This window comes from Stenotrophomonas sp. GbtcB23 (assembly GCF_019091045.1).
In the GTDB taxonomy this organism is placed as follows: Bacteria; Pseudomonadota; Gammaproteobacteria; order Xanthomonadales; family Xanthomonadaceae; genus Stenotrophomonas; species Stenotrophomonas rhizophila_A.
This window is the reverse complement of record NZ_JAGXKC010000046.1, coordinates 1-22979: the sequence shown is the minus strand read 5'-3', so window position 1 is coordinate 22979 and position 22979 is coordinate 1. Positions and strand designations below refer to the sequence as shown.

19 protein-coding genes are annotated in these 22979 nt (G+C 67.6%); 7 read left to right on the top strand and 12 right to left on the bottom strand.

Annotation, left to right across the window (positions count from 1 at the left end):
* Positions 1-306 precede the first annotated feature (306 nt).
* A complete protein-coding gene (locus KVS69_RS15635; protein ID WP_217538842.1) occupies positions 307-1731 on the bottom strand; it encodes a hypothetical protein in 1425 nt (474 codons plus the stop codon).
* A gap of 89 nt (positions 1732-1820) precedes the next feature.
* Positions 1821-2054: a hypothetical protein gene (locus KVS69_RS15630; protein ID WP_217538841.1), complete on the bottom strand. Its 234-nt coding sequence runs from the start codon at positions 2052-2054 to the stop codon at positions 1821-1823.
* 226 nt (positions 2055-2280) lie between these two features.
* Here KVS69_RS15630 and coaBC point away from each other — a divergent pair, with 226 nt between their 5' ends.
* Genes coaBC through KVS69_RS15615 form a run of 3 tightly spaced genes read left to right on the top strand, consistent with a single transcriptional unit; the run spans position 2281 to position 6364 of the window.
* A complete protein-coding gene (coaBC, locus tag KVS69_RS15625; protein WP_095362615.1) occupies positions 2281-3537 on the top strand; it encodes a bifunctional phosphopantothenoylcysteine decarboxylase/phosphopantothenate--cysteine ligase CoaBC in 1257 nt (418 codons plus the stop codon).
* Entirely contained in the window at positions 3534-4007 is a 474-nt protein-coding gene (dut, locus tag KVS69_RS15620) for a dUTP diphosphatase (RefSeq protein WP_093532951.1), read from the top strand. Before coaBC ends, dut begins: the two co-directional genes overlap by 4 nt.
* A gap of 14 nt (positions 4008-4021) precedes the next feature.
* Positions 4022-6364, top strand: a complete 2343-nt coding sequence (locus KVS69_RS15615) for a phosphomannomutase/phosphoglucomutase (protein ID WP_217538840.1) — start codon at positions 4022-4024, stop codon at positions 6362-6364.
* A gap of 133 nt (positions 6365-6497) precedes the next feature.
* On the opposite strand, the gene KVS69_RS15610 is transcribed toward KVS69_RS15615, so the two are convergent.
* The 8 genes from KVS69_RS15610 to pyrE all read right to left on the bottom strand — a co-directional run bounded on the left by KVS69_RS15610 (position 6498) and on the right by pyrE (position 15877).
* Positions 6498-7217 (bottom strand): response regulator transcription factor, encoded by a 720-nt coding sequence (locus KVS69_RS15610; protein ID WP_217538839.1) that lies wholly within the window; start codon positions 7215-7217, stop codon positions 6498-6500.
* A complete protein-coding gene (locus tag KVS69_RS15605) occupies positions 7198-9858 on the bottom strand; it encodes a sensor histidine kinase KdpD (protein ID WP_217538837.1) in 2661 nt (886 codons plus the stop codon). Before KVS69_RS15605 ends, KVS69_RS15610 begins: the two co-directional genes overlap by 20 nt.
* Positions 9855-10511 (bottom strand): potassium-transporting ATPase subunit KdpC, encoded by a 657-nt coding sequence (kdpC, locus tag KVS69_RS15600; RefSeq protein ID WP_217538835.1) that lies wholly within the window; start codon positions 10509-10511, stop codon positions 9855-9857. Before kdpC ends, KVS69_RS15605 begins: the two co-directional genes overlap by 4 nt.
* The gene (gene kdpB / locus KVS69_RS15595) at positions 10508-12559 is read right to left on the bottom strand and encodes a potassium-transporting ATPase subunit KdpB (protein ID WP_068848709.1); all 2052 of its coding nucleotides are present in this window, start codon (positions 12557-12559) and stop codon (positions 10508-10510) included. Before kdpB ends, kdpC begins: the two co-directional genes overlap by 4 nt.
* Before the next feature lie 11 nt (positions 12560-12570).
* Positions 12571-14283, bottom strand: a complete 1713-nt coding sequence (gene kdpA, locus KVS69_RS15590; RefSeq protein ID WP_217538833.1) for a potassium-transporting ATPase subunit KdpA — start codon at positions 14281-14283, stop codon at positions 12571-12573.
* Positions 14284-14295: 12 nt separating this feature from the next.
* Positions 14296-14388 carry a potassium-transporting ATPase subunit F gene (locus tag KVS69_RS21120; protein WP_068848713.1) on the bottom strand — a complete coding sequence of 31 codons (93 nt, stop codon included), beginning with the start codon at positions 14386-14388 and terminating at the stop codon, positions 14296-14298.
* Between the two features lie 145 nt (positions 14389-14533).
* Positions 14534-15202: a hypothetical protein gene (locus KVS69_RS15580; protein ID WP_217538832.1), complete on the bottom strand. Its 669-nt coding sequence runs from the start codon at positions 15200-15202 to the stop codon at positions 14534-14536.
* A gap of 15 nt (positions 15203-15217) precedes the next feature.
* On the bottom strand, positions 15218-15877 hold the full coding sequence (gene pyrE, locus KVS69_RS15575) for an orotate phosphoribosyltransferase (protein WP_068848718.1): 660 nt from the start codon (positions 15875-15877) through the stop codon (positions 15218-15220).
* 163 nt (positions 15878-16040) lie between these two features.
* On the opposite strand from pyrE, the gene KVS69_RS15570 reads away from it, so the two are divergent.
* The 3 genes from KVS69_RS15570 to KVS69_RS15560 all read left to right on the top strand — a co-directional run bounded on the left by KVS69_RS15570 (position 16041) and on the right by KVS69_RS15560 (position 18524).
* The gene (locus tag KVS69_RS15570; protein WP_068848720.1) at positions 16041-16841 is read left to right on the top strand and encodes an exodeoxyribonuclease III; all 801 of its coding nucleotides are present in this window, start codon (positions 16041-16043) and stop codon (positions 16839-16841) included.
* Entirely contained in the window at positions 16838-18211 is a 1374-nt protein-coding gene (locus KVS69_RS15565; RefSeq protein ID WP_217538831.1) for an MFS transporter, read from the top strand. Before KVS69_RS15570 ends, KVS69_RS15565 begins: the two co-directional genes overlap by 4 nt.
* Before the next feature lie 85 nt (positions 18212-18296).
* On the top strand, positions 18297-18524 hold the full coding sequence (locus KVS69_RS15560; protein ID WP_093532961.1) for a hypothetical protein: 228 nt from the start codon (positions 18297-18299) through the stop codon (positions 18522-18524).
* Between the two features lie 10 nt (positions 18525-18534).
* Here KVS69_RS15560 and KVS69_RS15555 read toward each other — a convergent pair whose 3' ends face one another.
* A complete protein-coding gene (locus KVS69_RS15555; protein WP_217538830.1) occupies positions 18535-19659 on the bottom strand; it encodes an anhydro-N-acetylmuramic acid kinase in 1125 nt (374 codons plus the stop codon).
* A gap of 66 nt (positions 19660-19725) precedes the next feature.
* On the bottom strand, positions 19726-21189 hold the full coding sequence (locus KVS69_RS15550; RefSeq protein ID WP_217538829.1) for a peptidoglycan DD-metalloendopeptidase family protein: 1464 nt from the start codon (positions 21187-21189) through the stop codon (positions 19726-19728).
* A 167-nt stretch (positions 21190-21356) separates the two neighbouring features.
* On the opposite strand from KVS69_RS15550, the gene tyrS reads away from it, so the two are divergent.
* A complete protein-coding gene (tyrS, locus tag KVS69_RS15545) occupies positions 21357-22568 on the top strand; it encodes a tyrosine--tRNA ligase (RefSeq protein ID WP_093532964.1) in 1212 nt (403 codons plus the stop codon).
* The last annotated feature ends 411 nt before the right edge of the window (positions 22569-22979 follow it).

The window sequence follows — 22979 nt, the reverse complement described above, 5'->3', positions numbered from 1 at the left end:
ACGAGTAGCCTGGAGCAGATCGGTATCAGGCCGACGAGCACTGTATATGCAAGCCATTTGGTCTTCGCTGATTGCATCTGCAGCCCCTTGCATCAATTCTTTGCTGAATCCGTATGGCGCGAATTCTATGGTCGGGTGACACCTCAAGTTGAAGAGCTCGTCCCAGTTTCGGAAGAATCTATGGATCAAAGTTGCAGGCTGTCGGGACCGGCATCGTTTCGCGGGTAGTCAACGACAAGGCACGAAGCAGCCTGCTGTTTGAGCAGAGCTTCGGCTGCGACCAAACCTTCCCGCACGCTGGAAGGATCAGGCTGGCATCTTGAAATAGCGGGAAGTCATTCCCCCCACCGCTTGCGCTACGGCCTCGATGCCAGGCTGCTGCTCCGGCGACATCGGCATGACGATCTCCTCTCGGCAGACCAGGTCATCTCCATCAAGCTGCGAATAGCTGATACGCAGACTGTCCCAGGTCACGATGTCCGGCTTCACCGTCACCACCCCGCTGCGGCTGATCCAGTCCTTGGTCTTTGACAGGTGCAGCGTGCGTAGCGCGTCGGTGTAATCGGCGTACAGCAGGTTTACCGGAATGGCCGGGTGACTGCCGCTGGCCAGGTGTTCGAACAATGCTCTGTTATAGGCGCAGAACCACGCAGGGCGTTGCCATGCATCAGGGTGGTTCATCGCCTGGCGTGCGCGGTCCCATGAAGCGGCCTGCGCGGCACCCGCCGGCTTCGTCTGCGTCCTGGGCGGCTTGCTCGTGCGGCCGCTGGTGGCCAGTGCTGCCACCTGCGCCTCCAACTCCGTACCTTTGAACCGGCGCACATCCGCTTTCAGAAGTTTGCCGTGTCCCGCGAGGGCTTCTGCCACCACCGCCGCCACGTCAACATTGCCGGCGTTCAACGCCAGCGTAAGCGGCGTGCGGCCGCGCTCGTTGGCAGCGGCGGGATCCAGGCCCCATTCGATCAACAGGCGGGCAACGGCCACCGGGTCGCCCATCCGGTGCCATGTGGTGGAGATGCCACCGCGGCTGGCCCTCAGTCCGTCCACGTCGCCCGCCGCATACATCAGCGCAGTGGAACCGGCGGGATTGACCACGTGCACGTTGGCACCGCGCTCTGCGAGGAACCGTAGCAGCGGCACACTGCCCAGGTACGCGCCGATCAACACCGGTGTATACATCTGCCGGTGGTCCATGGCTTCAATGCTGGCGCCGGCCTGCAGCAGCGCGTCAATGGCCTCGAAGATGTAGCCCATCTCCGCCGGATCTGCATCCGCATCAAACGCCGGGTTCCACACTTCGCCGCGCATGTCGCGCAGGCCAAGCACGGTGCAGATCGGCGAATCCTTGGTCAGGCGAGGGTTCGCCCCGGCGGCGAGGAGCCGGCGCAGTTTCTCCACCGCCCACGCGGCCGGGCTGAAGATGAAGTCCCGGCAGGTGGTCGAGAGGGGTGTGGCGCCACGTCCGGCTGCCTTGTTGGGATCCGCACCCTTGGCCAGCAGCAGGGAGATCAGCGCCAGGTGCGCCTCGACGCGCCGGACAATCGTGGCCTCGTCCGGACCGTCATGGTGAAGCAGGCTGCTGTTGCACACCCAATACAGGGCGCGCTCGTTATGGCCCAACCGGATGCGGTCGGGATGCACGCCGTCGCGAACGCGTCGTTCGATCTCCGCAAACGCGTCCTCGCAGGTGAGGGGGATGTCCAATACAACAGGGGAAGACGAGGTGGCCACAGGCAGTTCACGATCCTTGATCTACTGCATTCAATGCTAACAACCGCAACGCGCGATGCACTGGACAAGTTGTCAACTTGCCTGGACGGCTATGCCAGTGTGGCGCGATAGATTCCGAACACGGTCAGCGCAATCAGAGCCCAGGTGATCAGGCCGGCAGCAGCACAGGCATTCTCCGAACGCTCCTTATTCGGCGCCAGCACGCTCAGGACCATATAGCCGGTGCCCAATATGACGGTATGGAACAGCAGGTCAACGAACATCCAGGCAATGAACCTGCCAATGCCGCCGAGCAGGCTTCCTGCAATTTCTTCAACAGGCATCGTGATTTTCCCTTGTCACGCTTCAGAGCTGACCTGCCGGAGTAATTCCCCGTCCGCCGGTAGGTCGCAAGCGCAGGATGTTCGCATACCGCAAGGGCAGGCCGCCCCACGAGAGGCACCCGCCAAGCCTTCATGACCAAAAACCCACTCCTTATGCCCCTGGGGCATCAGCCCCGCACAGCCCATCGGGTAAGCTAATCGCCTCGGTTCGACAGGATATTCGCAGGTGGCTGACTCCCCCCAGGCTTCCCCGGCGCAGGCGCGCCCGCTGGCAGGCCAGAAGCTGTTGTTGTGCGTGGGTGGCGGCATCGCGGCCTACAAGTCGCTGGAACTGGTGCGCCGCCTGCGCGACGCCGGGGCCCAGGTGCAGGTCGCCATGACTGCCGGGGCCCAGCAGTTCGTTACCCCGCTGAGCTTCCAGGCCCTGTCCGGCCAGCCCACCCGCACCACCCTGTGGGACAGCGCGGCCGAACAGGCCATGGGCCATATCGAGCTGGCCCGCTGGGCTGACCGCGTCATCGTCGCCCCGGCCACGGCCGATCTGCTGGCCCGGCTGGCCAACGGCCATGCCGATGACCTGGTCACCACCCTGTGCCTGGCCACCACCGCGCCGCTTACCGTGTGCCCGGCGATGAACCACCGCATGTGGCTGCACCCGGCCACCCAGGCCAACATCAGCCTGCTGCGCGAACGCGGCGCGCAGGTGGTCGGCCCGGAAGACGGCCCGCTGGCCGAAGGCGAATCCGGTCCCGGCCGGCTGACCGAACCACACGCCATCGTGGCCGCGCTGGCCGCCCTGCAGGGCCCAGCCGATGCGCCCGAATCCCCCCAGGAACTGAAAGGCCTGCGCGTAGTGATCAGTGCCGGCCCCACCTATGAAGACCTGGACCCGGTGCGCTACGTGGGCAACCGCAGCAGCGGCAAGATGGGCTACGCGCTGGCCGCCGCCGCCGTGCGCCAGGGCGCGCAGGTGGTGCTGGTCAGTGGGCCGGTGCACCTGGCCACCCCGGCCGGGGTGCAGCGGGTGGACGTGCGCTCGGCCGCGCAGATGCGCAGCGCCGTGCTGGATGCGCTGCCGGCCGACATCTATATAGGCGCCGCCGCCGTCTCCGATTACACCCCCCGCCAGGTGGCCCCGCAGAAGCTGAAGAAGACCGCCGGCACCCAGACCCTCACGCTGGAGCTGGTGCGCACCCAGGACATCCTGGCCGAGGTGGCCCAGCAGACCAACGCGCTCAAGCTGGTGGTCGGCTTTGCCGCCGAAACCCACGATGTGGAGAAGTACGCGCGCGGCAAGCTGGTCGACAAGCGGCTGGATCTGGTGATCGCCAATCAGGTGGGCATCACAAACGGCGGCTTCGAAAGCGACGAAAATGCAGCCACCGCCTATTGGCAGGGCGGGGAGCAGGTGTTCCCCGGTACCACCAAGGCGCTGCTGGCCGAACAACTGTTGTCCCTGATTGCCCAGAGGTTGCACGCATGACCCAAGCCCCGTCCCTGCACGCGTTGCAGGTGAAGCTGCTCGATCCCCGCTTCGGTGATACCTGGCCGCTGCCGGCCTACGCCACCGAAGCCAGCGCCGGCATGGACCTGCGCGCCGCGCTGGAAACCGAGCTCACCCTGCAGCCGGGGGATACGGCGCTGATTCCCAGCGGCATCGCCATCCACATCGAAGATCCGAACCTGTGCGCGGTAGTGCTGCCGCGCTCCGGGCTGGGCCATCGCCACGGCATCGTGCTGGGCAACGGCACCGGCCTGATCGACGCCGATTACCAGGGCCCGCTGCTGATCAGCGCCTGGAACCGCGGCCGCGAGGCCTTCACGCTGCAACCCGGTGACCGTATTGCACAGTTGGTTGTGCTGCCGATTGCACGCGTCGGCCTGCAGGTAGTGGATACTTTCACCGACAGCGCCAGGGGAACGGGTGGATTCGGCCATACCGGGGTGCGCTGACAGGGGGAACATCAATGAGCAAGGCAACGGCGGAAGGACAGCCGCGATTGACAAGCAAGCGTAACGGGCTGTTGCTGGTGGGGTTGCTGACCCTGCTGGCGCTGTGGTTTGCCTGGAGCGGGGTGCGGCAATGGCGGCAGGCCTCGGTAGGGCAGGCGCTGGAACAGTCCCGCGACCAGATCGTGCAGGGCGTGGACGCCGCACTCAAAGGGCAGAGCAGCCAGCTGGGCACCCTGGTGAAAAGCGAACGGGTCAGTACCGCGCTGGCCGCCGGCGATGCCGATGCGACCGCACTGGCCGTGCGTGAAGGCTGGCCGGGCACCGAAGACGTGCAGGTGCTCACCGCCGACCTGGACCAGGCCTATGCCGATCCGAAGGCCTTCGGGTACGCCCGCCTGGGCCTGCTGGAGTCCGCCATCGCCGGCGATACCGTGGTGGCGCGCGTGGTGCGCGACGCCGGTGGCCAGCGCCTGGGCCTTGCCGTGCCGGTGCAGCTGGGCACCACGGGCCCGGCCGTGATCTATGTACGCCAGCCGTTGCTGCGCCTGACCGGCACCTTCGACCAGGTGCGCGTGCCATCCGCTGGCTACCTGGCGCTGCGCCAGGGCACCCACAACATCATTGAGCAGGGCGACAGCAGCCTGTCCCAGGCGGCGGAAGGCCTGGCCCGTCCGATCGGCAAGACCGGCCTGCGCCTGGCGGCCGCCGTGCCTGACATCGAACCGGGTCCGCTGGGCCTGGGCGCGATTCCGTCCATCATCGTCGCGCTGCTGCTGCTGGCCATCGCCGGCATGCTGCAGTTCGGCAAGGGCCGCGTGCCCCTGCCGCGCCGCCGTGCCGCCGCCAGCGAGGCCGACCACGGCCCGACCCTGCGCGAAAGCCTGGTACAGGAGCCGCTGCTGGAGCCGGCCCCGGCCGCCGGTTCGGGCGTGGCACCGCCGCCGCTGCCCACCGGCCCGGGCCATGAAGTGCCGGAAGGCATCTTCCGCGCCTATGACATCCGCGGCGTGATCGGTCGCGAGCTCACCCCGCAGGTGGCGGTGCTGATCGGCCAGGCCATCGGCTCGGTGCTGCAGGTGCAGGGGCTGCGCGACATCGTGGTGGGCCGTGATGGCCGCCTGTCCGGCCCGGAACTGAGCGCCAGCCTGATCGAAGGCCTGCGCCGCGCCGGCTGCGATGTCACCGACATCGGCCTGGCGCCCACCCCGGTGGTGTACTTCGCCAGCTACCACCTGCGCGCCGGCAGCTGCGTTGCCGTCACCGGCAGCCACAACCCGCCTGACTACAACGGCTTCAAGATCGTGGTCGGCGGCGAGACCCTCTCCGGCGATGCCATCACCGAGCTGTACCAGCGCATCCGCGATGGCCAGCTGCACGTGGCCGCCGAACCGGGCAGCCTGCAGCAGCGCGACGTCAACGCCGATTACATCCAGCGCATTGCCGATGACGTGCAGCTGGACCGCCCGATCAAGGTGGTGGCCGATGCCGGCAACGGCGTGGCCGGCGAACTGGCCCAGCCGCTGCTGGAAGCCATTGGCGCCGAAGTCATTCCGCTGTACTGCGATGTGGATGGCACCTTCCCCAACCACCACCCCGACCCGAGCGACCCGGACAACCTGGAAGACCTCATCCAGACCGTGAAGCGCTTCGATGCGGATATCGGCCTGGCCTTCGATGGCGACGGCGACCGTTTGGGCGTGGTTACCCGCGAAGGCAGGATCATCTACGCCGACCGCCTGCTGATGCTGTTCGCGGCCGATGTGCTGCAGCGCAATCCCGGCGCGCTGGTGATCTACGACGTGAAGTGCAGCGGCAAGCTGTCCGATTACGTGCTGCGCAACGGCGGCAGCCCGATGATGTGGAAGACCGGGCATTCGCTGATCAAGGCCAAGATGCGCGAAACCGATGCCGAGCTGGCCGGTGAGATGAGCGGTCACTTCTTCTTCAAGGAGCGCTGGTTCGGCTTCGACGATGGGTTGTATGCCGCCTCGCGCCTACTGGAAATCCTGGCCCAGCGCGAAGAAACCCCGTCGGAAGTGCTTGATGAGCTGCCCGACAGCGTATCCACGCCGGAGCTGAAGGTGCCGGTGGAATCGGGTACCCCGCACGCGCTGGTGTCGATGTTCGTGTCGGCCGCGCAGGTGGAGGATTCGCCGTTCGCCGGCGCGCGCCTGTCTACCATCGATGGCCTGCGGGCGGACTTCCCGGATGGCTGGGGCCTGCTGCGCGCCTCCAATACCACCCCGGTGCTGGTGCTGCGTTTCGAAGGCAACGACGAGGCTGCGCTGGAGCGCATCAAGACCCTGTTCCGCGAGCAGCTGCAGCCGCTGCTGCCGGGCGTGGAACTGGGCTTCTAGAAAAGCGTACCGACCAACGGTCGGTACCTACCCTGCAGGTCGGCAGCCAACGCCGATATCCCCTGCAGGTCGGCAGCCAACGCCGACATCGCCGGTAGGTATCGACCGTTGGTCGATACAACGCGCACCCCGGCTACCCTTTGAACCGCAAACCCACGCCCGGTTCGGTGAACAGGTAACGCGAGTCCAGCGCTGAATCACCCAGCTTGTGGCGCAGCTTGCCCACCAGGATGCGCAGGTAGTGCGTGTCGTGCTGGTGGGTCGGCCCCCAGATCTCGGCCAGGATCTGCGGCTGGGTCACTACCCGGCCGGCGTTGCGCAGCAGCAGCGACAGCAACGCGTACTCCTTGCGGGTCAGCGCCACCGGCGCGCCGTCCAGGTGCACTTCGCGGCGCACCAGGTCGATATGCAGGTGGCCATCATCGAAATGCGGCAACACCCCATCGGCCGATACCGTGCGCGTGCGCAGCAGCGCACGCACCCGCGCCATCAGCTCCTGGGTGCCGAACGGCTTGGTCACGTAGTCGTTGGCGCCGTTGTCCAGTGCCAGCACCTTCTCGGTTTCGCTGGCGCGCACGGTGAGCATGATCACCGGCACCTGGCTCCACTGGCGCAGCTCGGCCAGCACCTGGTGGCCTTCCATGTCCGGCAGGCCGATGTCCAGTATGACCAGCTCGGCGCCTTCGCCCACCAGCAGTTCCAGTCCCGCCTGCCCGGTCGCGGCCTGCAGCACCCGGTAACCCTGCGCGCGCAGGCTGATGTCGAGGAAGCGGCGGATCTGCGCTTCATCGTCGATCACCAGCACGCGCGCCGGTGGCACGCCATGGGAAGGGTCAGGAATCGTCGGGGTCATCGGCAGGGTGGGGTTGCAGCAGGGGGAGCGTGATGCGGATCAGGGTACCGCGTCCGTCGCGGCCCGGCAGCGCCTGCACGCTGCCGCCGTGCGCGCCGACCATGCCCTGGGTGATGGTCAGGCCCAGCCCGGTGCCATGCCGGCCGCGGTCGCCGCGCTCCACGCTGTAGAACATGTCGAAGATGCGCGCGCGTTCGTCATCGGGAATGCCGGGGCCGGCGTCGAGCACATCGATGCGCAGCTCGCCGTCCACCAGCCGCGCCTGTACTTCCACCGCCGCGCCGGGCGGGGAGAATTTCGCTGCATTCTCCATCACGTTGAACACCGCCTGTTCCACCAGCGCCGGATGCACCCAGATCGGCCCCAGCGTGCTGGGAATATCCAGCTGCAGGCGTACGTCGGGCTGGTAGCGCTGCAGGCGGCGCGCGGCCGAGCCCACCAGCTCGTCCACGCCGATCCAGTCGCGGTTGATCTTCAGTCCTTCGTGGCCCAGCCGGGTCATGTCCAGCAGGTTCTGGATGTAGCGGTCCAGCCGCTCGCCTTCCACCAGGATGGTATCCAGCAGTGCGCGGCGGTCGCTGGCATCCATCGCCTCGGCATAATTGGACAGGCTGTCGGCCGAGCCGATCATCGCCGCCAGCGGCGAGCGCAGGTCGTGCGAGACCGATGAAAGCAGTGCCGACCGCAGCCGCTCGGTTTCGTTGCTCACGTGGGCCCTTTCCAGATCGGCCACCAGCCGCGTGCGCAGCGCGGCCTGCGCGATGTCATCCACCATCGCTTCGGCCAGCTGGCGCTGTTCCGGGGTCAAGCGCGGCGCACTGCGCGGGAAGCGCATGCCGGCCACGCCGATGGCGCGCTCGTCGCCATCCAGCAGGGGCAGGAACCACCACTCCGCGCCGGCCAGCGTGTCGGTGAAGCGGCCGCTGGGCTGGCCGTGGCGGTGCGCCCAGTCGGCCGCGGCCAGATCGGTTTTGCCGGGCGCAGCACTGCCGCTGGTGCTGGTGTCGGCACCAATGCGCAACCAGGCGGGCGCATCCAGTGACTGCTCCAGCGCCTCGCGCCCGGCCTGCGCCACCGCTTCGTTGTTGGGGGCACGGGTCAGCTGGCCCCCCAGCACCTGGCGCGCGTTCGCATGCCGGTTGGCCGCCCGCAGCGCCACCACCTGCATGCGCAGGCGCGAGGCCAACCGCCCGGCCACCAGCGCCGCCACCAGGAACAGGAACACCGTGATCACGCCCTGGCGCGCGCTGATCGCGAAGGTGAAGCGCGGGGCGATGAAGAAGAAGTTGTAGGCCAGGAAACACAGTGCCGCGGCCATCACCGCCGCACTGGTACGGCTGCGCGCGGCCACCACCACCACGGCCACGATGAACACCATCGACAGGTCGTACAGCCCCACCCAGCGTTCGGCCACCAGCGCCACCAGGCAGGCCAGCGCAGTGGCCACCAGCGCCAGCACGGTGTCGCGGCCGGTGCTCAGCGTGGGCATCGACAACCCATGGCGGCGCGCACGCGCGCGCGCCTGCGGGGTGCCGATGATGGTGATTTCAAAGTGCGCGCCGCGCTGGATCAACTGCTGGGTCAGCGTGCGGTTGAGCATGCGTGCGAACGGCCGTTCGCGGGTGCGGCCCAGCACCAGGGTGGACACGCTGTTGTGCGCGGCGTGGTCGAGCAGCGCATCGGCAATGCTGGGCCCATGCAGCAGCTCGGCCTCGCCGCCCAGCCGCCGCGCCAGTGCGAAGGCCGCATCGATCTCGCGGCGGGTGCTGTCGTCTTCGCGGCGGCGCTGCACGGTCACTACGGTCCAGGGCGCATCGCGGCGCTCGGCAATGCGCCGGCCCACGCGCACCAGGTACTCGCTCTGGCCGCCGCCATCGATCGCCACCAGCACCCGCCGGCGCAGCGGCAGGTTGCCTTCCCCGCGCGCGGCGCGGGTTTCACGCAGGCTGTTGTCAACCCGGTCGGCCGCCTCCTGCATCGCCAGCTCGCGCAGCGCGGTCAGGTTGGCGGGCGAGAAGAACGCCTGCAGCGCCTGCGCGGCTTGTTCGGGCACGTACACCTTGCCCTGCTGCAGGCGCTCGATCAGTTCGCGCGGCGGCAGGTCCACCAGCACGATATCGTGCAGGCGGTCCAGCACCGCATCGGGCACGGTCTCGCTGACCCGCACCCCGGTGATGCGCATCACCACATCGTTGAGGCTTTCCAGGTGCTGGATGTTGAGCGTGGTCCAGACGTCGATGCCGGCGTCCAGCAGCTCCATCACATCCTGCCAGCGCCGCTCGTGGCGGCTGCCCGGCACGTTGCGGTGGGCCAGCTCGTCCACCAGCACCAGCGCCGGGCGCCGCGCCAGCACTGCATCCAGGTCCATTTCCTGCAGCGCATGCTGCTGGTACTCGCGCTGCAGCAGCGGCACCTGCGGCAGGCCCTCCAGCAGCGCCGAGGTCTCGGCGCGGCCGTGGGTTTCCACCAGCCCCACCACCACGTCCACGCCGCGGCGCAGCTGCTCGTGCGCGCGGCCGAGCATGCTGTAGGTCTTGCCCACGCCGGGGGCGGCGCCCAGGAACACGGTGAGCTTGCCGCCGGCCTCGCGCTGCAGGCTCTCCACCAGTGCGTCGGCCTGTCGGGTGCGGGAGTCGGTCATGGGTAGGGATTGTGCACCGGTCGGCCTTCATCCAGCGCCATGTTCAAGGTCATCACGTTCACCCGGGGCTGCCCGAACACGCCCCATTGCGGGCCCTGCGTATGCGCCTTCACCAGCGCCTGCACCTGTTCCACGCTGAGGCCGCGGTTGCCCGCCACGCGCTTGACCTGCACCGCAGCGGCGGCCGGCGACAGCTCCGGGTCCATGCCCGCGCCCGACTGGGTGACCAGGTCGCTCGGCACGTCGTCCACGGCGATGCCTTCGCGCGCTGCCACGGTCCGGGTCGCCTCGGCGACGCGTTCCTGCAGGGCAGGGTTGCTGCGCGCCAGGTTGCTGCCGGCGGCGGCCATCGGGTCGTAGTTGGCCGCCGACGGGCGCGCCTGGAAGTAGCCGTCGCCCACGAACGGCTGGGCCACCAGGCGCGAGCCGCGCACCTGGTGGTTGTCCAGCAGCAGGCTGCCTTCGGCCTGCACGGGGAACAACGCGGCACTGATGCCGGTGGTGGCCACGGCATACGCCAGGCCGAGCAGCAGCAGGCTGGCCACGCCCAGGCCGATGGCCGGGCGCAGCGCACCGGTGTGCTGCAATGACACCGGAGTGGCGGCGCGCGCACGCGCCGGGCGGGAAAGCGAAGCAGCAGCGGAGCGGTTCATGCGCCAAATACCGAGAAGAGGAGGAGGTCGATCAGCTTGATGGCCGCGAACGGCAGCAGCACGCCGCCCAGCCCGTACACCAGCATGTTCCGGCGCAGCAGCGCGGTGGCCGTGGCCGGGCGGAAGCGCACGCCACGCAGGGCGAGCGGAATCAGGGCCGGAATCACCAGCGCGTTGAAGATCAGCGCCGCCAGCACCGCGTTGCGCGGGCTGGACAGGTGCATCACGTTCAACGTGGCCATGGCCGGCAGGGTGGCGGCGAACAGCGCCGGCAGGATCGCGAAGTACTTGGAGACGTCGTTGGCCAGCGAGAACGTGGTCAGCGCACCGCGCGTGATCAACTGCTGCTTGCCCACTTCCACCACCGCCAGCAGCTTGGTCGGGTCCGAATCCAGGTCCACCATGTTGCCGGCTTCCTTGGCCGCCTGCGTGCCCGAGTTCATCGCCAGGCCGATGTCGGCCTGGGCCAGTGCGGGTGCGTCGTTGGTGCCATCGCCCACCATCGCCACCAGCCGGCCACCGGCCTGTTCGGCGCGGATGCGGGCCAGCTTGTCTTCCGGGCGCGCTTCGGCGATGTAATCGTCCACGCCGGCTTCGGCCGCAATCGCCGCGGCGGTAAGCGGGTTGTCGCCGGTGATCATCACCGTGCGGATGCCCATCGCGCGCAGCTGCGCGAACTTCTCGCGCATGCCGTGCTTGACCACGTCACTCAGCTCGATCACGCCCAGCACGTGGCGGCCTTCGCAGACCACCAGCGGGGTGGCGCCGTTCCGTGCCACCTGTTCCACGCGCCCGGCCAGCTCGGCCGGCACGGTGCCGCCCAGCTCGCGGACATATGCAGTGATCGCATCGGCCGCGCCCTTGCGGATGCGCCGGCCGCCGTCCAGGTCCACGCCGGACATGCGGGTCTGCGCGCTGAAAGCGAGGTAGTCCGCGCGGTCGGGCTCAGCGGTGGTGCAGCCCTGCTCGCGTGCCAGCCGCACCACCGACTTGCCTTCCGGGGTCGGGTCGGCCAGCGACGACAGCAGCGCCGCTTCTCGAAGCTGCGTCGCTTCAATGCCGGCCAGCGCATGGAAGTGGGTCGCCTGGCGGTCGCCGTGGGTGATGGTGCCGGTCTTGTCCAGCAGCAGCACGTCCACGTCGCCGGCCACTTCCACTGCCTTGCCCGATTTGGCCAGGATGTTGGCCGCCAGCGCACGGTTCATGCCGGCGATGCCGATGGCCGGCAGCAACCCGCCGATGGTGGTCGGAATCAGGCACACCAGCAGCGCGATCAGCAGCAGCGGGTCGACCTTGACCCCGACGAAGGCGCCGATGGCGGGCAGGGTTGCCACCACCACCAGGAAGGTCAGCGTCATCGCGGCCAGCAGCAGGGTCAGCGCCACTTCGTTCGGCGTCTTCTGCCGGTTGGCGCCTTCCACCAGCGCGATCATCCGGTCCAGGAAGCTGTGGCCCGGCTCGGCGGTGATCTTCACGATGATCTGGTCCGACAGCACCTTGGTGCCACCGATCACGCCACTGCGGTCGGTACCCGCCTCGCGCAGCACCGGTGCCGATTCACCGGTCACCGCCGCTTCGTTGATGGTCGCAAGGCCCTGCACGATCTCGCCATCGGCCGGCACCAGCTCGCCGGCACTGACGATCACATGGTCGCCCGGGCGCAACTCGGCGGCCGGCACCTGGGTTTCGCTGGCCCCGGCATGGGCGGCGGCCAGCCGGCGCGCGCTCAGGTCCTGGCGGGCACGCCGCAGCGAGGCGGCCTGGCCGCGGCCGCGCGCCTCAGCCACCGCTTCGGCGAAGTTGCCGAACAGCACGGTCAACAGCAGGATCGCGGTCACCACCAGGCCGAAGCCCAGCGGCGCGTTGCCGGTCAGCGTGACCAGCAGGCTCACCAGCGTGCCCACCATCACCACCGCCATCACCGGGCTGTGCACCAGGTGGCGCGGCGACAGTTTGATCACCGCATCGCGCAAAGCCCGGCGCAGGCCGGCTGCATCGAGCAGGCGCGGGCGGCGGGAAGGAGCTGCATTCAAGGGATAGGTACTCATGGTTTCACGTCTCAGCGCAGCGTCAGCGACAGGTGGTCGGCAACCGGGCCCAGCACCAGCGCCGGCATGAACTGCAATACGGTCAGGATGACGATCAGCGCGATCAGGGTCAGCGCGAAGGTCGGGGTTTCAATCTGCAGCGTGCCGGCCGATTCCGGCGCACGCCGCTTGGCGGCCAGCTGGGCGCAGACGATCAGCGGAATCACCAGCACCGGGTAGCGGCCCAGCAGCAGCACCAGGGTGCAGCTCAGGTTCCACCACGGGGTGGCATCGCCCAGCCCTTCAAAGCCCGAGCCGTTGTTGGCGAACGCCGATACGTACTCGTAGAACACCTGGCTCACCCCATGGAACGCGGGGTTGGAGGTGCCGGTGATCGAAGGAATGGCCAGGGTGATCGCGGTGAACGCCAGGATGGTGATCGGCTGCAGCAGCACCAGCAGCGCCAGCAGCTTCACCTGCGGGGTTTCCAGCTTGCGGCCCAGCAGCTCGGGCGTGCGCCCGGTCATCAGCCCGGCCAGGAACACGCCCAGCAGCAGGTACACGATGAACTGCTGCAGGCCGCAGCCGATGCCGCCCCAGATCGCGTTGATCAACATGTTGACCATCGGCACCGCGCCGGCCAGCGGGCTCAGCGAGTCATGCATGCCGTTGACCGAGCCATTGGAAACCTGGGTGGTGATCGCCGCCCACAACCCGGTGCCGTCCGCACCCAGGCGTACTTCCTTGCCTTCCATCAGCAGCGGGCTCGCGGCCGTGGCCGAATGGCCCTCCAGCCACACCGTGGCGGCGATCGACACGCTCGACATCGCCAGCATGCAGCCGAACACCAGCGCCGCCAGGCGCTTGCGACCGGTGAACGCACCCAGCATGAACACCACCGCGATCGGGATCAGCAGGATGCCGATCAGCTCCAGCGCGTTCGACAGCGGGGTCGGGTTCTCCAGCGGCATGCTGCTGTTGGGGCCGTACCAGCCACCGCCATTGGTGCCCAGCTGCTTGGCCGCCACCATCGCCGCGACCGGGCCCAGCGGCAGTTTCTGGGTTTCCATGCCCGCGGCTGCATCGATCGGCGTGGCGGTCGGGCCACCGGCCAACGTCGAGGGCACGCCCTGGCTGGTCAGCAGCACCGCCCACAGCAGGCACAGCGGCAGCATGAAGCGCACGCACGAACGCACCACGTCGGCGTAGTAGTTGCCCACGTCGATCTGGCGGTCTGCCGGCAGGGTGTCCGCACTCGCATCGGCCGCCGGTGCGGCGCCGAACAGCGCACGCAGCGTGGCCACCACCAGTGCCAGCCCCATCATCGGGGTGACCACCTGCAGGCCGGTGATCGCGGTCATCTGCGAGAAGTAGGACAGCTGCGCCTGGCCGGAGTAATGCTGCTGGTTGGTGTTGGTAAGGAACGACACCATCGTGTGCAGCGCCGTATCCCAGCGCATGTTGGGAATCTGGTCGGGGTTGAACGGCAGCCAGGCCTGGGTCATGAAGACCGCCTGCACCAGCACGGCAATGACCAGGTTGCTGAGCAGGAACGCGCCCACGTAGCCACGCCAGGACATCCCGCGCGCCGGGTTCACCCCCAGCACGCGGTACAGCGGCTTTTCAATCCAGCCGAACAGCGCGTCGCCGCGCATCGGCCCACCGCGCATCACCCGGGCCAGGTACAGCCCAAGCGGAAAGGCCAGCACGATGCTGGCCAGCACAATCAACAGAATCTCGGTCATGGTCGGCTCCGGTCAGAACTTTTCGGGCGCAAGCACGACGTACAGCAGGTAGGCGGCGGCAACGAGCACCAGCACGCCGCTCACGAAGGAAAGCCAGGCAGGCACGGGGCGTTCTCAGTAGTAGGGAAGGGAGGCCGCCATCGTGTTCCCCAACGGCGTAAACGCTCCACGCCCGCCCCACGCCCAACCCGTAAAAAGTGCATAAAAAAAAGGCGGATGCCCGTGCATCCGCCCTTTCGCTGCTTTCACCTTACCCGCGTGGGTCGGTAGAAACGCCCTTCAACAACCGGTACCGCTGCAGGGTTTCCTCGATCTCCACATCCAGCGCCTTGCGCTGCTCCACGTAGGAGTCCTGCATGCGCTTCTGCGCCACCAGTTCGGCGTGGCGCAGGCGGATGTCCTCGGCCTGCTTGGGCGCCACCGGCTGGCCGGCCAGTTCGCGGTCGCCCGCGCTGCCGAGCAGGGTCACCAGCGCGCTGCGCAGGCTGGCCACGTTGTAGTTGGCCGTCTGCACGTTGTTGTCCAGGATCCCGGTGCGCTCCACGAACACCCGGCGCAGGTCGGCCTCGTCCTGGTAGGTGGACAGCATGGCCTGCTCGGTGCGCTGGCGGGTATCTTCAGCGGCCTGGTCGAGCTGGCGCTGCGCGGCGGCCACGGCGGCATCGGCGCGCTCCTGCTCGGTCAGGGTGCGGTCCACCCCGCCCTTGCGCAGGCCGCTGTTGACGCTGAACTCCTCACGGGCGCTGTTCACCGCGTCCTGGGGCAGGGCATCGCTGCAGATCCGCTCCTTGCCCTCGTTCCAGCAGAACAGCTTCTTCGGTTTGGCCGGCGTGTTGCTGTGTTTGCTCTGGGCCTGCGCCGTGAGCACAGGCACGGCCAGCAACAGGCCAATGATGGTGAACGTGGCAATCCTGGACATGGGAGCCCCCTGCTCTCAACGCGTAGGACGGCTGCCGTAACGGGACCGATAGTCCTCCAGCGGCTGCCGGTATCCGACAAGTTCCGGATTTCCGGAGGCAAAATCAAGCAGGTCGGCCAGCGTGGCCACGGCCACCACCGGAATGCCGGCCTCTTCGGCCACGGCCTGGGCAGCCGAACGGCGGTCGTCTTCCGACGCGATCTCCTGGCGGTCCAGCGCCACCACGATGCCGGCCGGGGTGCCGCCAGCCTGCTTGATGATGCCCAAGGCCTCGCGGATGGCGGTGCCGGCGGTGATCACATCGTCCACGATCAGCACGCGCTTGCCGTTCATGTCCGCGCCGATCAGGTTGCCGCCTTCGCCGTGGGTCTTGGCTTCCTTGCGGTTGAAGCTCAGGGGCAGGTCGCGGCCGCGCTGGGCGAATTCACAGGCGGTCGCGGTGGCCAGCGGAATGCCTTTGTAGGCCGGGCCGAAGACCACGTCGAACTTCAGCCCGGTGGCTTCCACCGCATCGGCGTAGCAGGCGGCCAGCTGGACCATGCTGGCGCCCGAGTCGAAGCGGCCGGCATTGAAGAAATAGGGGCTCAGGCGGCCCGACTTGAGGGTGAACTGGCCAAAACGCAGCGCATCGGCGGTCAGGGCCAGCTGCAGGAAACGGTGACGGTGGTCGCTCATCTAACGCTCTATTCAATTCTCTTGGAGCGCAGATCGTAAAGCATGACCGGCAATTCAGGCTCGCGACCGGCCGCCGCAGGCCCCTGCAATGGCCGGATCCGGCCAGCCGATGGGCCGGGCAACCCGGTATGCTTTGCCCGTTACGTACCAGACCCGGGTCAGCATGCGCATCATCAGTTTCAACGCCAATGGCATCCGTTCCGCCGCCACCAAGGGTTTCCTCGAGTGGTTCCGTGCCCAGGATGCCGACGTGCTCTGCATCCAGGAGACCAAGGCCCAGGAAGACCAGCTGACCGATCCCATGTTCCGCCCGGACGGCCACCACTGCTTCTACCGTGACGCGATCACCAAGAAGGGCTACAGCGGCGTGGCCATCTACAGCAAGCGTGAGCCCGACCAGGTCATCACCTCGCTGGGCTGGGCGCCGTTCGACGACGAAGGCCGTTACATCGAAGCCCGCTACGGCAACCTCAGCGTGGTGTCCTTCTATATCCCCTCCGGCAGCTCCGGCGACCTGCGCCAGGGCTTCAAGTACGAAGTGATGGAGTGGCTGCGCCCGATCCTGGCCCAGTGGCTGGCCAGCGGCCGCGACTACGTGCTGTGCGGAGACTGGAACATCGTCCGCTCCGCGCTGGACATCAAGAACTGGAAATCCAACCAGAAGAACTCCGGCTGCCTGCCGCCCGAGCGCGACTGGCTCAATGGCCAGTGCGTGGATGCCGGCCAGGCGCTGGACGTGGCTGGCGGCCAGGGCTGGACCGACGCCTACCGCCTGCTGCACCCCACCGGCGAGGATTACACCTGGTGGAGCAACCGCGGCGCGGCCCGCGCCAACAACGTCGGCTGGCGCATCGATTACCAGTTCGTCAGCCCCGGCCTGCGCGATCGCCTGCGTGGCTGCTCGATCTACCGCGATGAACGCTTCTCCGACCATGCCCCGTTCACGGTGGACTACGCCCCATGAGTGAAGCGGCCGCCAAGCCCCGTCGCCCGTGGCAGCGGGTGCTGGCCAACCTGCGCGAGCGCAAGGTGCTGGCCATGCTGCTGCTGGGTTTCAGCTCCGGCCTGCCGATTTACCTGGTGGGCAACACGCTCGGCTTCTGGATGCGCAAGGAAGGCATCGAGCTGGACACCATCGGCTTCCTGTCGTGGGTGGGCCTGGCCTATTCGATGAAGTTCCTGTGGGCGCCGATCGTGGACAAGGTCGACGCCCCGCTGCTGGGTCGCTTCGGCCGCCGCCGCGGCTGGATGCTGCTGTCCCAGGCGGTGGTGGCCGCCGCCCTGATCGGCATGGCCGTGGTCCATCCCAAGGGTGGCCAGATCCTGATTCTGGGCATCGCCTGGGAACACATGCTGGTGTTCGGGATCATGGCCACCGTGGTCGCGTTCGCCTCGGCCACCCAGGACATCGTCATCGATGCCTGGCGCATTGAAAGCGCCGACAACAGCGAACAGCTGGGCCTGCTCACCTCCACCGCCGCGCTCGGCTACCGCACCGCGCTGCTGGTAACCGATGCGCTGATCCTGCTGATCGCCGCCCGCGTGGGCTGGCAGATGTCCTACGAAATCATGGCCGGCCTGATGGCCTTGGGCGTGGTGGCGGTGGTGATGGCGCGCGAACCGGTGCGCGCGCAGATCGCGGTGCAGACCCAGGCGGCCCCGCTGTGGACCCCGCGCGGCTTGTTCGATGCACTGGTCGGGCCGTTCATTGCCTTCGTCCGCGAACACCGCAGCGGCGCCATCCTGATCCTGCTGGCCATCAGCGTGTACCGCATGGCCGATTTCATCATGGGCCCGATGGCCAACCCGTTCTACGTCGACCTCGGCCTGACCGAAGAGACGGTGGGCGCGGTGCGCAGCTCGGTCGGCCTGATCGCCACCTTTGTCGGGATTGCCGCCGCTGGGCTGGTCTCGGTGCGCTGGGGCGTGCTGGCCACCCTTCTGGTGGGCGCCGTGCTGGGCCCGGCCTCGAACCTGGCGTTTGCCTGGCTGGCCTACGTCGGGCCGGACCCGACCAGCTTCGCCATCGCCATGGCCATCGACAACCTCTCGGGCGGGTTCGCCGGCACCGCGCTGATCGCCTACATGTCCAGCCTCACCAGCATCGGCTACACCGCCACCCAGTACGCCCTGCTCAGCTCGTTCTATGCCATGCCCGGCAAGGCGCTGAAGGGTCTCTCAGGCTGGGCGGTGCAGTCGTTGGCCCAGGGCCGCACCCTGCTGGAAGGCTACGCGCTCTTCTTCATCGGCACCGCGCTGATCGCCATCCCGGTGGTGATCCTGTGCGCCCTGCTGATCGTGCAGCAGCGCCGGCACCTGCGCGCGGCCAGCTGAGGGGTGCTTGCCCGTACCCCCCGGCTGGGCCATCATCGAACCCGTTGTGCCGTGGGGGCGGTGCGTTGCCAACGGGGGAATACACATGGCTGATCTGGTGCTGCGCGATCTCGATCCGCTGCTGAACGAGCGCATCCGGCGGGTCGCTGTCGCACGCGGCTGGACCCGCGAACACACCTGCGTGGTCCTGCTCGAGCAGGGCCTGTTCGCCAGCGAACTGGAAGTCCGCAGCGGCTTCCACGACCCCGAAGTAAACGCCCTGGCCGAAGCCATCGCCGCCCTCCAGGCCCTCCCGGACGTAAAGGCGTTCTAGGCAGCACCCATCACGCTGGGTGAATGGCGCCCAATATCCGCGGCCCGCGCGCCCCGGTCACGCTGGGCAGGTTGCCCGGCAACCCCTGCAGCGTCCGGTGCGCCAACCACGCAAACCCCATCGCTTCCAGGTAGTCCGGGTCCAGCCCGTGCACTGCACTGGACTCGACCACCACCCCGGGCAACCGCGCGCTGAGTCTGCGCAGCAGCTGCGGGTTGCGAACACCGCCGCCGCACACCAGCACCCGCGTTGCTTCCGGCAGGTGGGCCAGCAGCGCGTCGGCTACCGTGGCCGCCGTCAGTTCCAGCAGCGTCGCCTGCACGTCCGCCGGCGCCAGGGTGCGGCCGGCCATCGCCGCCTCGGCCCAGGCCAGATGAAACTGCTCGCGCCCGGTGCTCTTCGGCGGTGGAAGCGCGAACCACGGTTCGGCCCGCCAGTGCTCCAGCAGCGCCTCATCCACCTGCCCGCTGGCCGCAAACGCGCCATCGGCATCGAACGGCGTGCCGGTATGCCGCTCGCACCACGCATCCATCAGCGCATTGGCCGGCCCGGTATCGAAGCCACGCGGGGTGCCCACGCGCGGAATCAGGGTCAGGTTGGCGATCCCGCCCAGGTTCAACACCGCCCGGTCCTCATCGGCCGTGCCCAGCATCGCCAGGTGGAAGGCCGGCATCAGCGGCGCCCCGTGCCCACCGGCGGCCACGTCGCGGCGACGGAAGTCGGCCACCGTGGTGATGCCGGTCAGCTCGGCAATCCGGTTGGCATCGCCCAGTTGGCAGGTGAACGCCGGATCGGCCAGCGGCCGGTGCCGCACCGTCTGCCCGTGCGAACCGATCGCGAGCACCTGCGCCGGGCTCACCCCGGCCTGTTCCAGCAGGCGGTTGGCGGCGGCCGCGAAGGTGATGCCGATCTGCGCATCGATCCGGCCCAGCGTATCCAGTGAGCCCACCTCGCCGCCTTCGCCCAGCGCCACCAGCTCGGCGCGGATGGCGGGGTCCCAGGGGTGGGTGAGCCCATCGACGTAGCGGCATCCGCCCTCGGCGGGAAACTGCACCAGCGCGGCATCGATGCCATCGGCGCTGGTGCCGGACATCAGGCCCAGGTAGAGCGGGGTATGCGGATCAGCTGAAGTCATGGCCAGGCGGTTCAACAGGGTGCGTGCAGCTTCCGCGCAACCTGTTGCCGCCGTCAATGCATGCGATCAGCCGCGGTTGCCCTTGGCCGGCTTGGCCGCGCTGGCCGTGGTGGTAGCGGCCTGGTCGGCCTTCGGCGCCGGGCTGGCGTCGGCGTAGATCAGCTTCTCCATGCCCTGGATGCGGGCCAGCGCCGGCGCGGTCTGCGCGCGGAAGGCGACCAGCTCGCTGCCCTGCAGCGGCTCCGGCGGCGGCATCGTCACCGACAGCGGGTTGCGGTGCACGCCGTTGACGCGGAATTCGTAGTGCAGGTGCGGGCCGGTGGCCAGGCCGGTCGAGCCCACGTAGCCGATCACCGTGCCCTGCGCCACGCGCTGGCCGGTCTTGATCTTGCCAAAGCGCGACATGTGCCCGTACAGGGTGGTGTGGCCACGGCCGTGGTCGAGGATCACCACGTTGCCGTAGCCGCGCTGCACGCCGGCGAACTGCACGCGGGCATCGCCGGCGGCCATGATCGGGGTGCCGGTGCGCGCGGCGTAGTCCACGCCCTTGTGCATGCGCATCTTGCCCAGCACCGGGTGCTTGCGCGCCCCGAACGTCGAGCTCAGGCGGGCGAAGGGAATCGGCATGCGGATGAAGCTCTTCTTCAGCGGGCGCCCGCTCACGTCGAAGTACTCGGACTTGCCGTTGCGGTCGAAGCGGAAGCCGCTGTAGGTCTTGCCGCCGGAGGTGAAGGTCGCCGCCAGGATCTTGCTGGTGTCCACCTTCTCGCCTTCGCGCCAGGTCTCATCCATCACCACGCTGAAGCGGTCGCCCGGCTGCAGGTCCTTGGAGAAGTCGATGTCGTACTTGAAGATCTCGTCGGTCATCGTCGCGATGGCCGACGGCGACAGCCCGGCCTTGCGCGCCGCCGCGTACAGCGAACTGGTGATCTCGCCGCTGGTCACCACCCGGCGGGTGGAGCTCTCACGCTTGCTGACCTTCTCGGTGATCTGTGCGCCCTTCAGCGACAGCTCCACCCGGTTGTCGGCATCGCGGTCGAAGCGGATCGTGCGCAGCTCCCCGGTCAGCGGCAGGTCGAAGGCAATTTCCGCGCCGGGGCGCAGCTTGGTCAGCGCGTCGCGCGCACCGGGGTGCTCCAGCACCTGGTGCATCACCGTGGGCGAAATGCCGGCCTCGTCGAACAGGTTGCTCAGGGTCTGGCCGCGCTGCACGCGCAGTACCTGCCAGCTGTCGCCCGGCACCTGCTGCAGGCGCTCCTGGGAGAGCGGCGGCAAGGGCAGGGCCAGCGTGGAATGGCTGACCGAGTAGGGCGACTCGATGGTGTGCGAGAAGCCGGGGACAATGGTGGCCACCAGGGCGCCGATGGTGGCGAACAGGCTGGCGTGCATCCAGTGGCGGCGGGTCCAGCGCTCATTGAAAGCAGCGGGAAGATGCTGTCGAAGCTTCCGATGCAGGGCGGTGTCGTGGAGAACGTGAAGGCGTTCCTTGAAGCGCTGCTTGCGCGCGCGGCCTTGATCGGTATTCAGCATCGTCGGTGTGTTCCTGGCTGGCCCGGGAGCGCGGGCCCAAACGTCGGTAACATAGACAGGTATAAATATCGCGTCAAACCCTTGTGCCTATTGGCTTTTGTGAAGCGCTTGCGGTTAACTTGTACTTAACGTCATTCATGTAAATAAGGCATCGCCGGGAGTTGCACGTGTCCTCGATTGAACAAGCCCTTGCCCAGATCGGCCGTGGCGCCGATGAAATCCTCAAGATCGAGGAGCTGCGCCAGCGGCTGGAAAGCGGCCGCCCGCTGCGGGTCAAGGCTGGTTTCGACCCCACCGCCCCGGACCTGCACCTGGGCCACACCGTGCTGCTCAACAAGCTGCGCCAGTTCCAGGACCTCGGCCACCAGGTCATCTTCCTGATCGGCGACTTCACCGGCATGATCGGCGACCCCTCCGGCAAGAACGTCACCCGCAAGCCGCTCAGCAAGGACGACGTGCTGGCCAATGCGCGCACCTATGAAGAGCAGGTGTTCAAGGTGCTGGACCGGGAAAAGACCGAAGTGCGCTTCAATTCGGAGTGGTTCGGCAAGATGGGCGCGGCCGACATGATCCGCCTGGCCGGCCAGCACACCGTGGCGCGCATGCTCGAGCGCGACGACTTCGCCAAGCGCTATGCGGCCCAGCAGTCCATCGCCCTGCACGAGTTCCTGTACCCGCTGGTGCAGGGTTACGACTCGGTGGCGCTGGAAGCGGACGTCGAACTGGGCGGTACCGACCAGAAGTTCAACCTGCTCATGGGCCGTGGCCTGCAGGAGCACTACGGGCAGAAGCCGCAGATCGTGCTGACCATGCCGCTGCTGGAAGGCCTGGACGGCGTGGCCAAGATGTCCAAGTCGCTCAACAACTACATCGGCATCAGCGAACCGGCGATCGACATGGTGACCAAGACCATGAAGATCGGCGACGACCTGATGTGGCGCTGGATCGAGCTGCTTTCCTTCGAGATCAGCCAGGCCGAAGCGGTCAGCCTGCGCGAGCAGGTCGCCGCCGGCACCCTGAACCCGCGTGAGGTGAAGCTGCGCCTCGCGCGTGAGCTGACCACCCGTTTCCACGATGCCGACGCGGCCGAGCTGGCCATTGCCGGCTGGAATGCTGCCGTGACAGGGCAGGGCGATGTGACCCTGTTGCCCCTGCAGGAAGTGGCCATTCCCGCGGAAGGCCTGCGGATTGGTGCATTGCTCACCGCAGCCGGCCTGACCCCGAGCAACTCGGAGGCCTCGCGCAAGCTCAAGGAGCGTGCGGTGAAGGTGGACGGCGAGGTGGTGGACGATGCCCAGCAGCTGTTCGTGCCCGGCTTCGAGGGCTTGCTGCAGGTCGGCAAGCGCAACTTCGCACGCGTGTTGTTGGTCGCCGCCTAAGCGCCACAAGGGTTTCGCGCCTTCGGGCGCGGAACCAGCATGAATGAATGCACAAAACCGTGAAAAAAAGTCATGCACCCCCTTCACAAACGAGGCGGTTGGGGACATACTTTCCCTCCCCCGACGCAGGGGCCACCGCAAGGCGGCAACCGCGAAGGAACAGGACTTCAACTTCTTCGAAAGAGGGTGTTGACGGAAACGAAAAGCCTGACATAATAGGCGGCTCGCTTCGACGGAAAGACCTTCGGGTCTTCCGGGCATCACGACCAACGGTCGTGATCTACCACCAGGTAGGTATCGACTGTTAGTCGATACGCAAAACACCTCGAAAAAAGGTGTTGACGAAGCGGAAAAGCCAGCTATAATGGGCGGCTCGCAACGACGGAAACGTCGGGGCACACGGAGAAAGGC

Coding starts and splice junctions, on each gene's coding strand:
- KVS69_RS15630 (WP_217538841.1), bottom strand. CDS start 2,054: ATGCCTGTTGAAGAAATTGCAGGAAGCCTGCTCGGCGGCATTGGCAGG.
- dut (WP_093532951.1), top strand. CDS start 3,534: ATGACCCAAGCCCCGTCCCTGCACGCGTTGCAGGTGAAGCTGCTCGAT.
- KVS69_RS15615 (WP_217538840.1), top strand. CDS start 4,022: ATGAGCAAGGCAACGGCGGAAGGACAGCCGCGATTGACAAGCAAGCGT.
- KVS69_RS15610 (WP_217538839.1), bottom strand. CDS start 7,217: ATGACCCCGACGATTCCTGACCCTTCCCATGGCGTGCCACCGGCGCGC.
- KVS69_RS15605 (WP_217538837.1), bottom strand. CDS start 9,858: ATGACCGACTCCCGCACCCGACAGGCCGACGCACTGGTGGAGAGCCTG.
- kdpC (WP_217538835.1), bottom strand. CDS start 10,511: ATGAACCGCTCCGCTGCTGCTTCGCTTTCCCGCCCGGCGCGTGCGCGC.
- kdpB (WP_068848709.1), bottom strand. CDS start 12,559: ATGAGTACCTATCCCTTGAATGCAGCTCCTTCCCGCCGCCCGCGCCTG.
- kdpA (WP_217538833.1), bottom strand. CDS start 14,283: ATGACCGAGATTCTGTTGATTGTGCTGGCCAGCATCGTGCTGGCCTTT.
- KVS69_RS15580 (WP_217538832.1), bottom strand. CDS start 15,202: ATGTCCAGGATTGCCACGTTCACCATCATTGGCCTGTTGCTGGCCGTG.
- pyrE (WP_068848718.1), bottom strand. CDS start 15,877: ATGAGCGACCACCGTCACCGTTTCCTGCAGCTGGCCCTGACCGCCGAT.
- KVS69_RS15570 (WP_068848720.1), top strand. CDS start 16,041: ATGCGCATCATCAGTTTCAACGCCAATGGCATCCGTTCCGCCGCCACC.
- KVS69_RS15565 (WP_217538831.1), top strand. CDS start 16,838: ATGAGTGAAGCGGCCGCCAAGCCCCGTCGCCCGTGGCAGCGGGTGCTG.
- KVS69_RS15560 (WP_093532961.1), top strand. CDS start 18,297: ATGGCTGATCTGGTGCTGCGCGATCTCGATCCGCTGCTGAACGAGCGC.
- KVS69_RS15555 (WP_217538830.1), bottom strand. CDS start 19,659: ATGACTTCAGCTGATCCGCATACCCCGCTCTACCTGGGCCTGATGTCC.
- KVS69_RS15550 (WP_217538829.1), bottom strand. CDS start 21,189: ATGCTGAATACCGATCAAGGCCGCGCGCGCAAGCAGCGCTTCAAGGAA.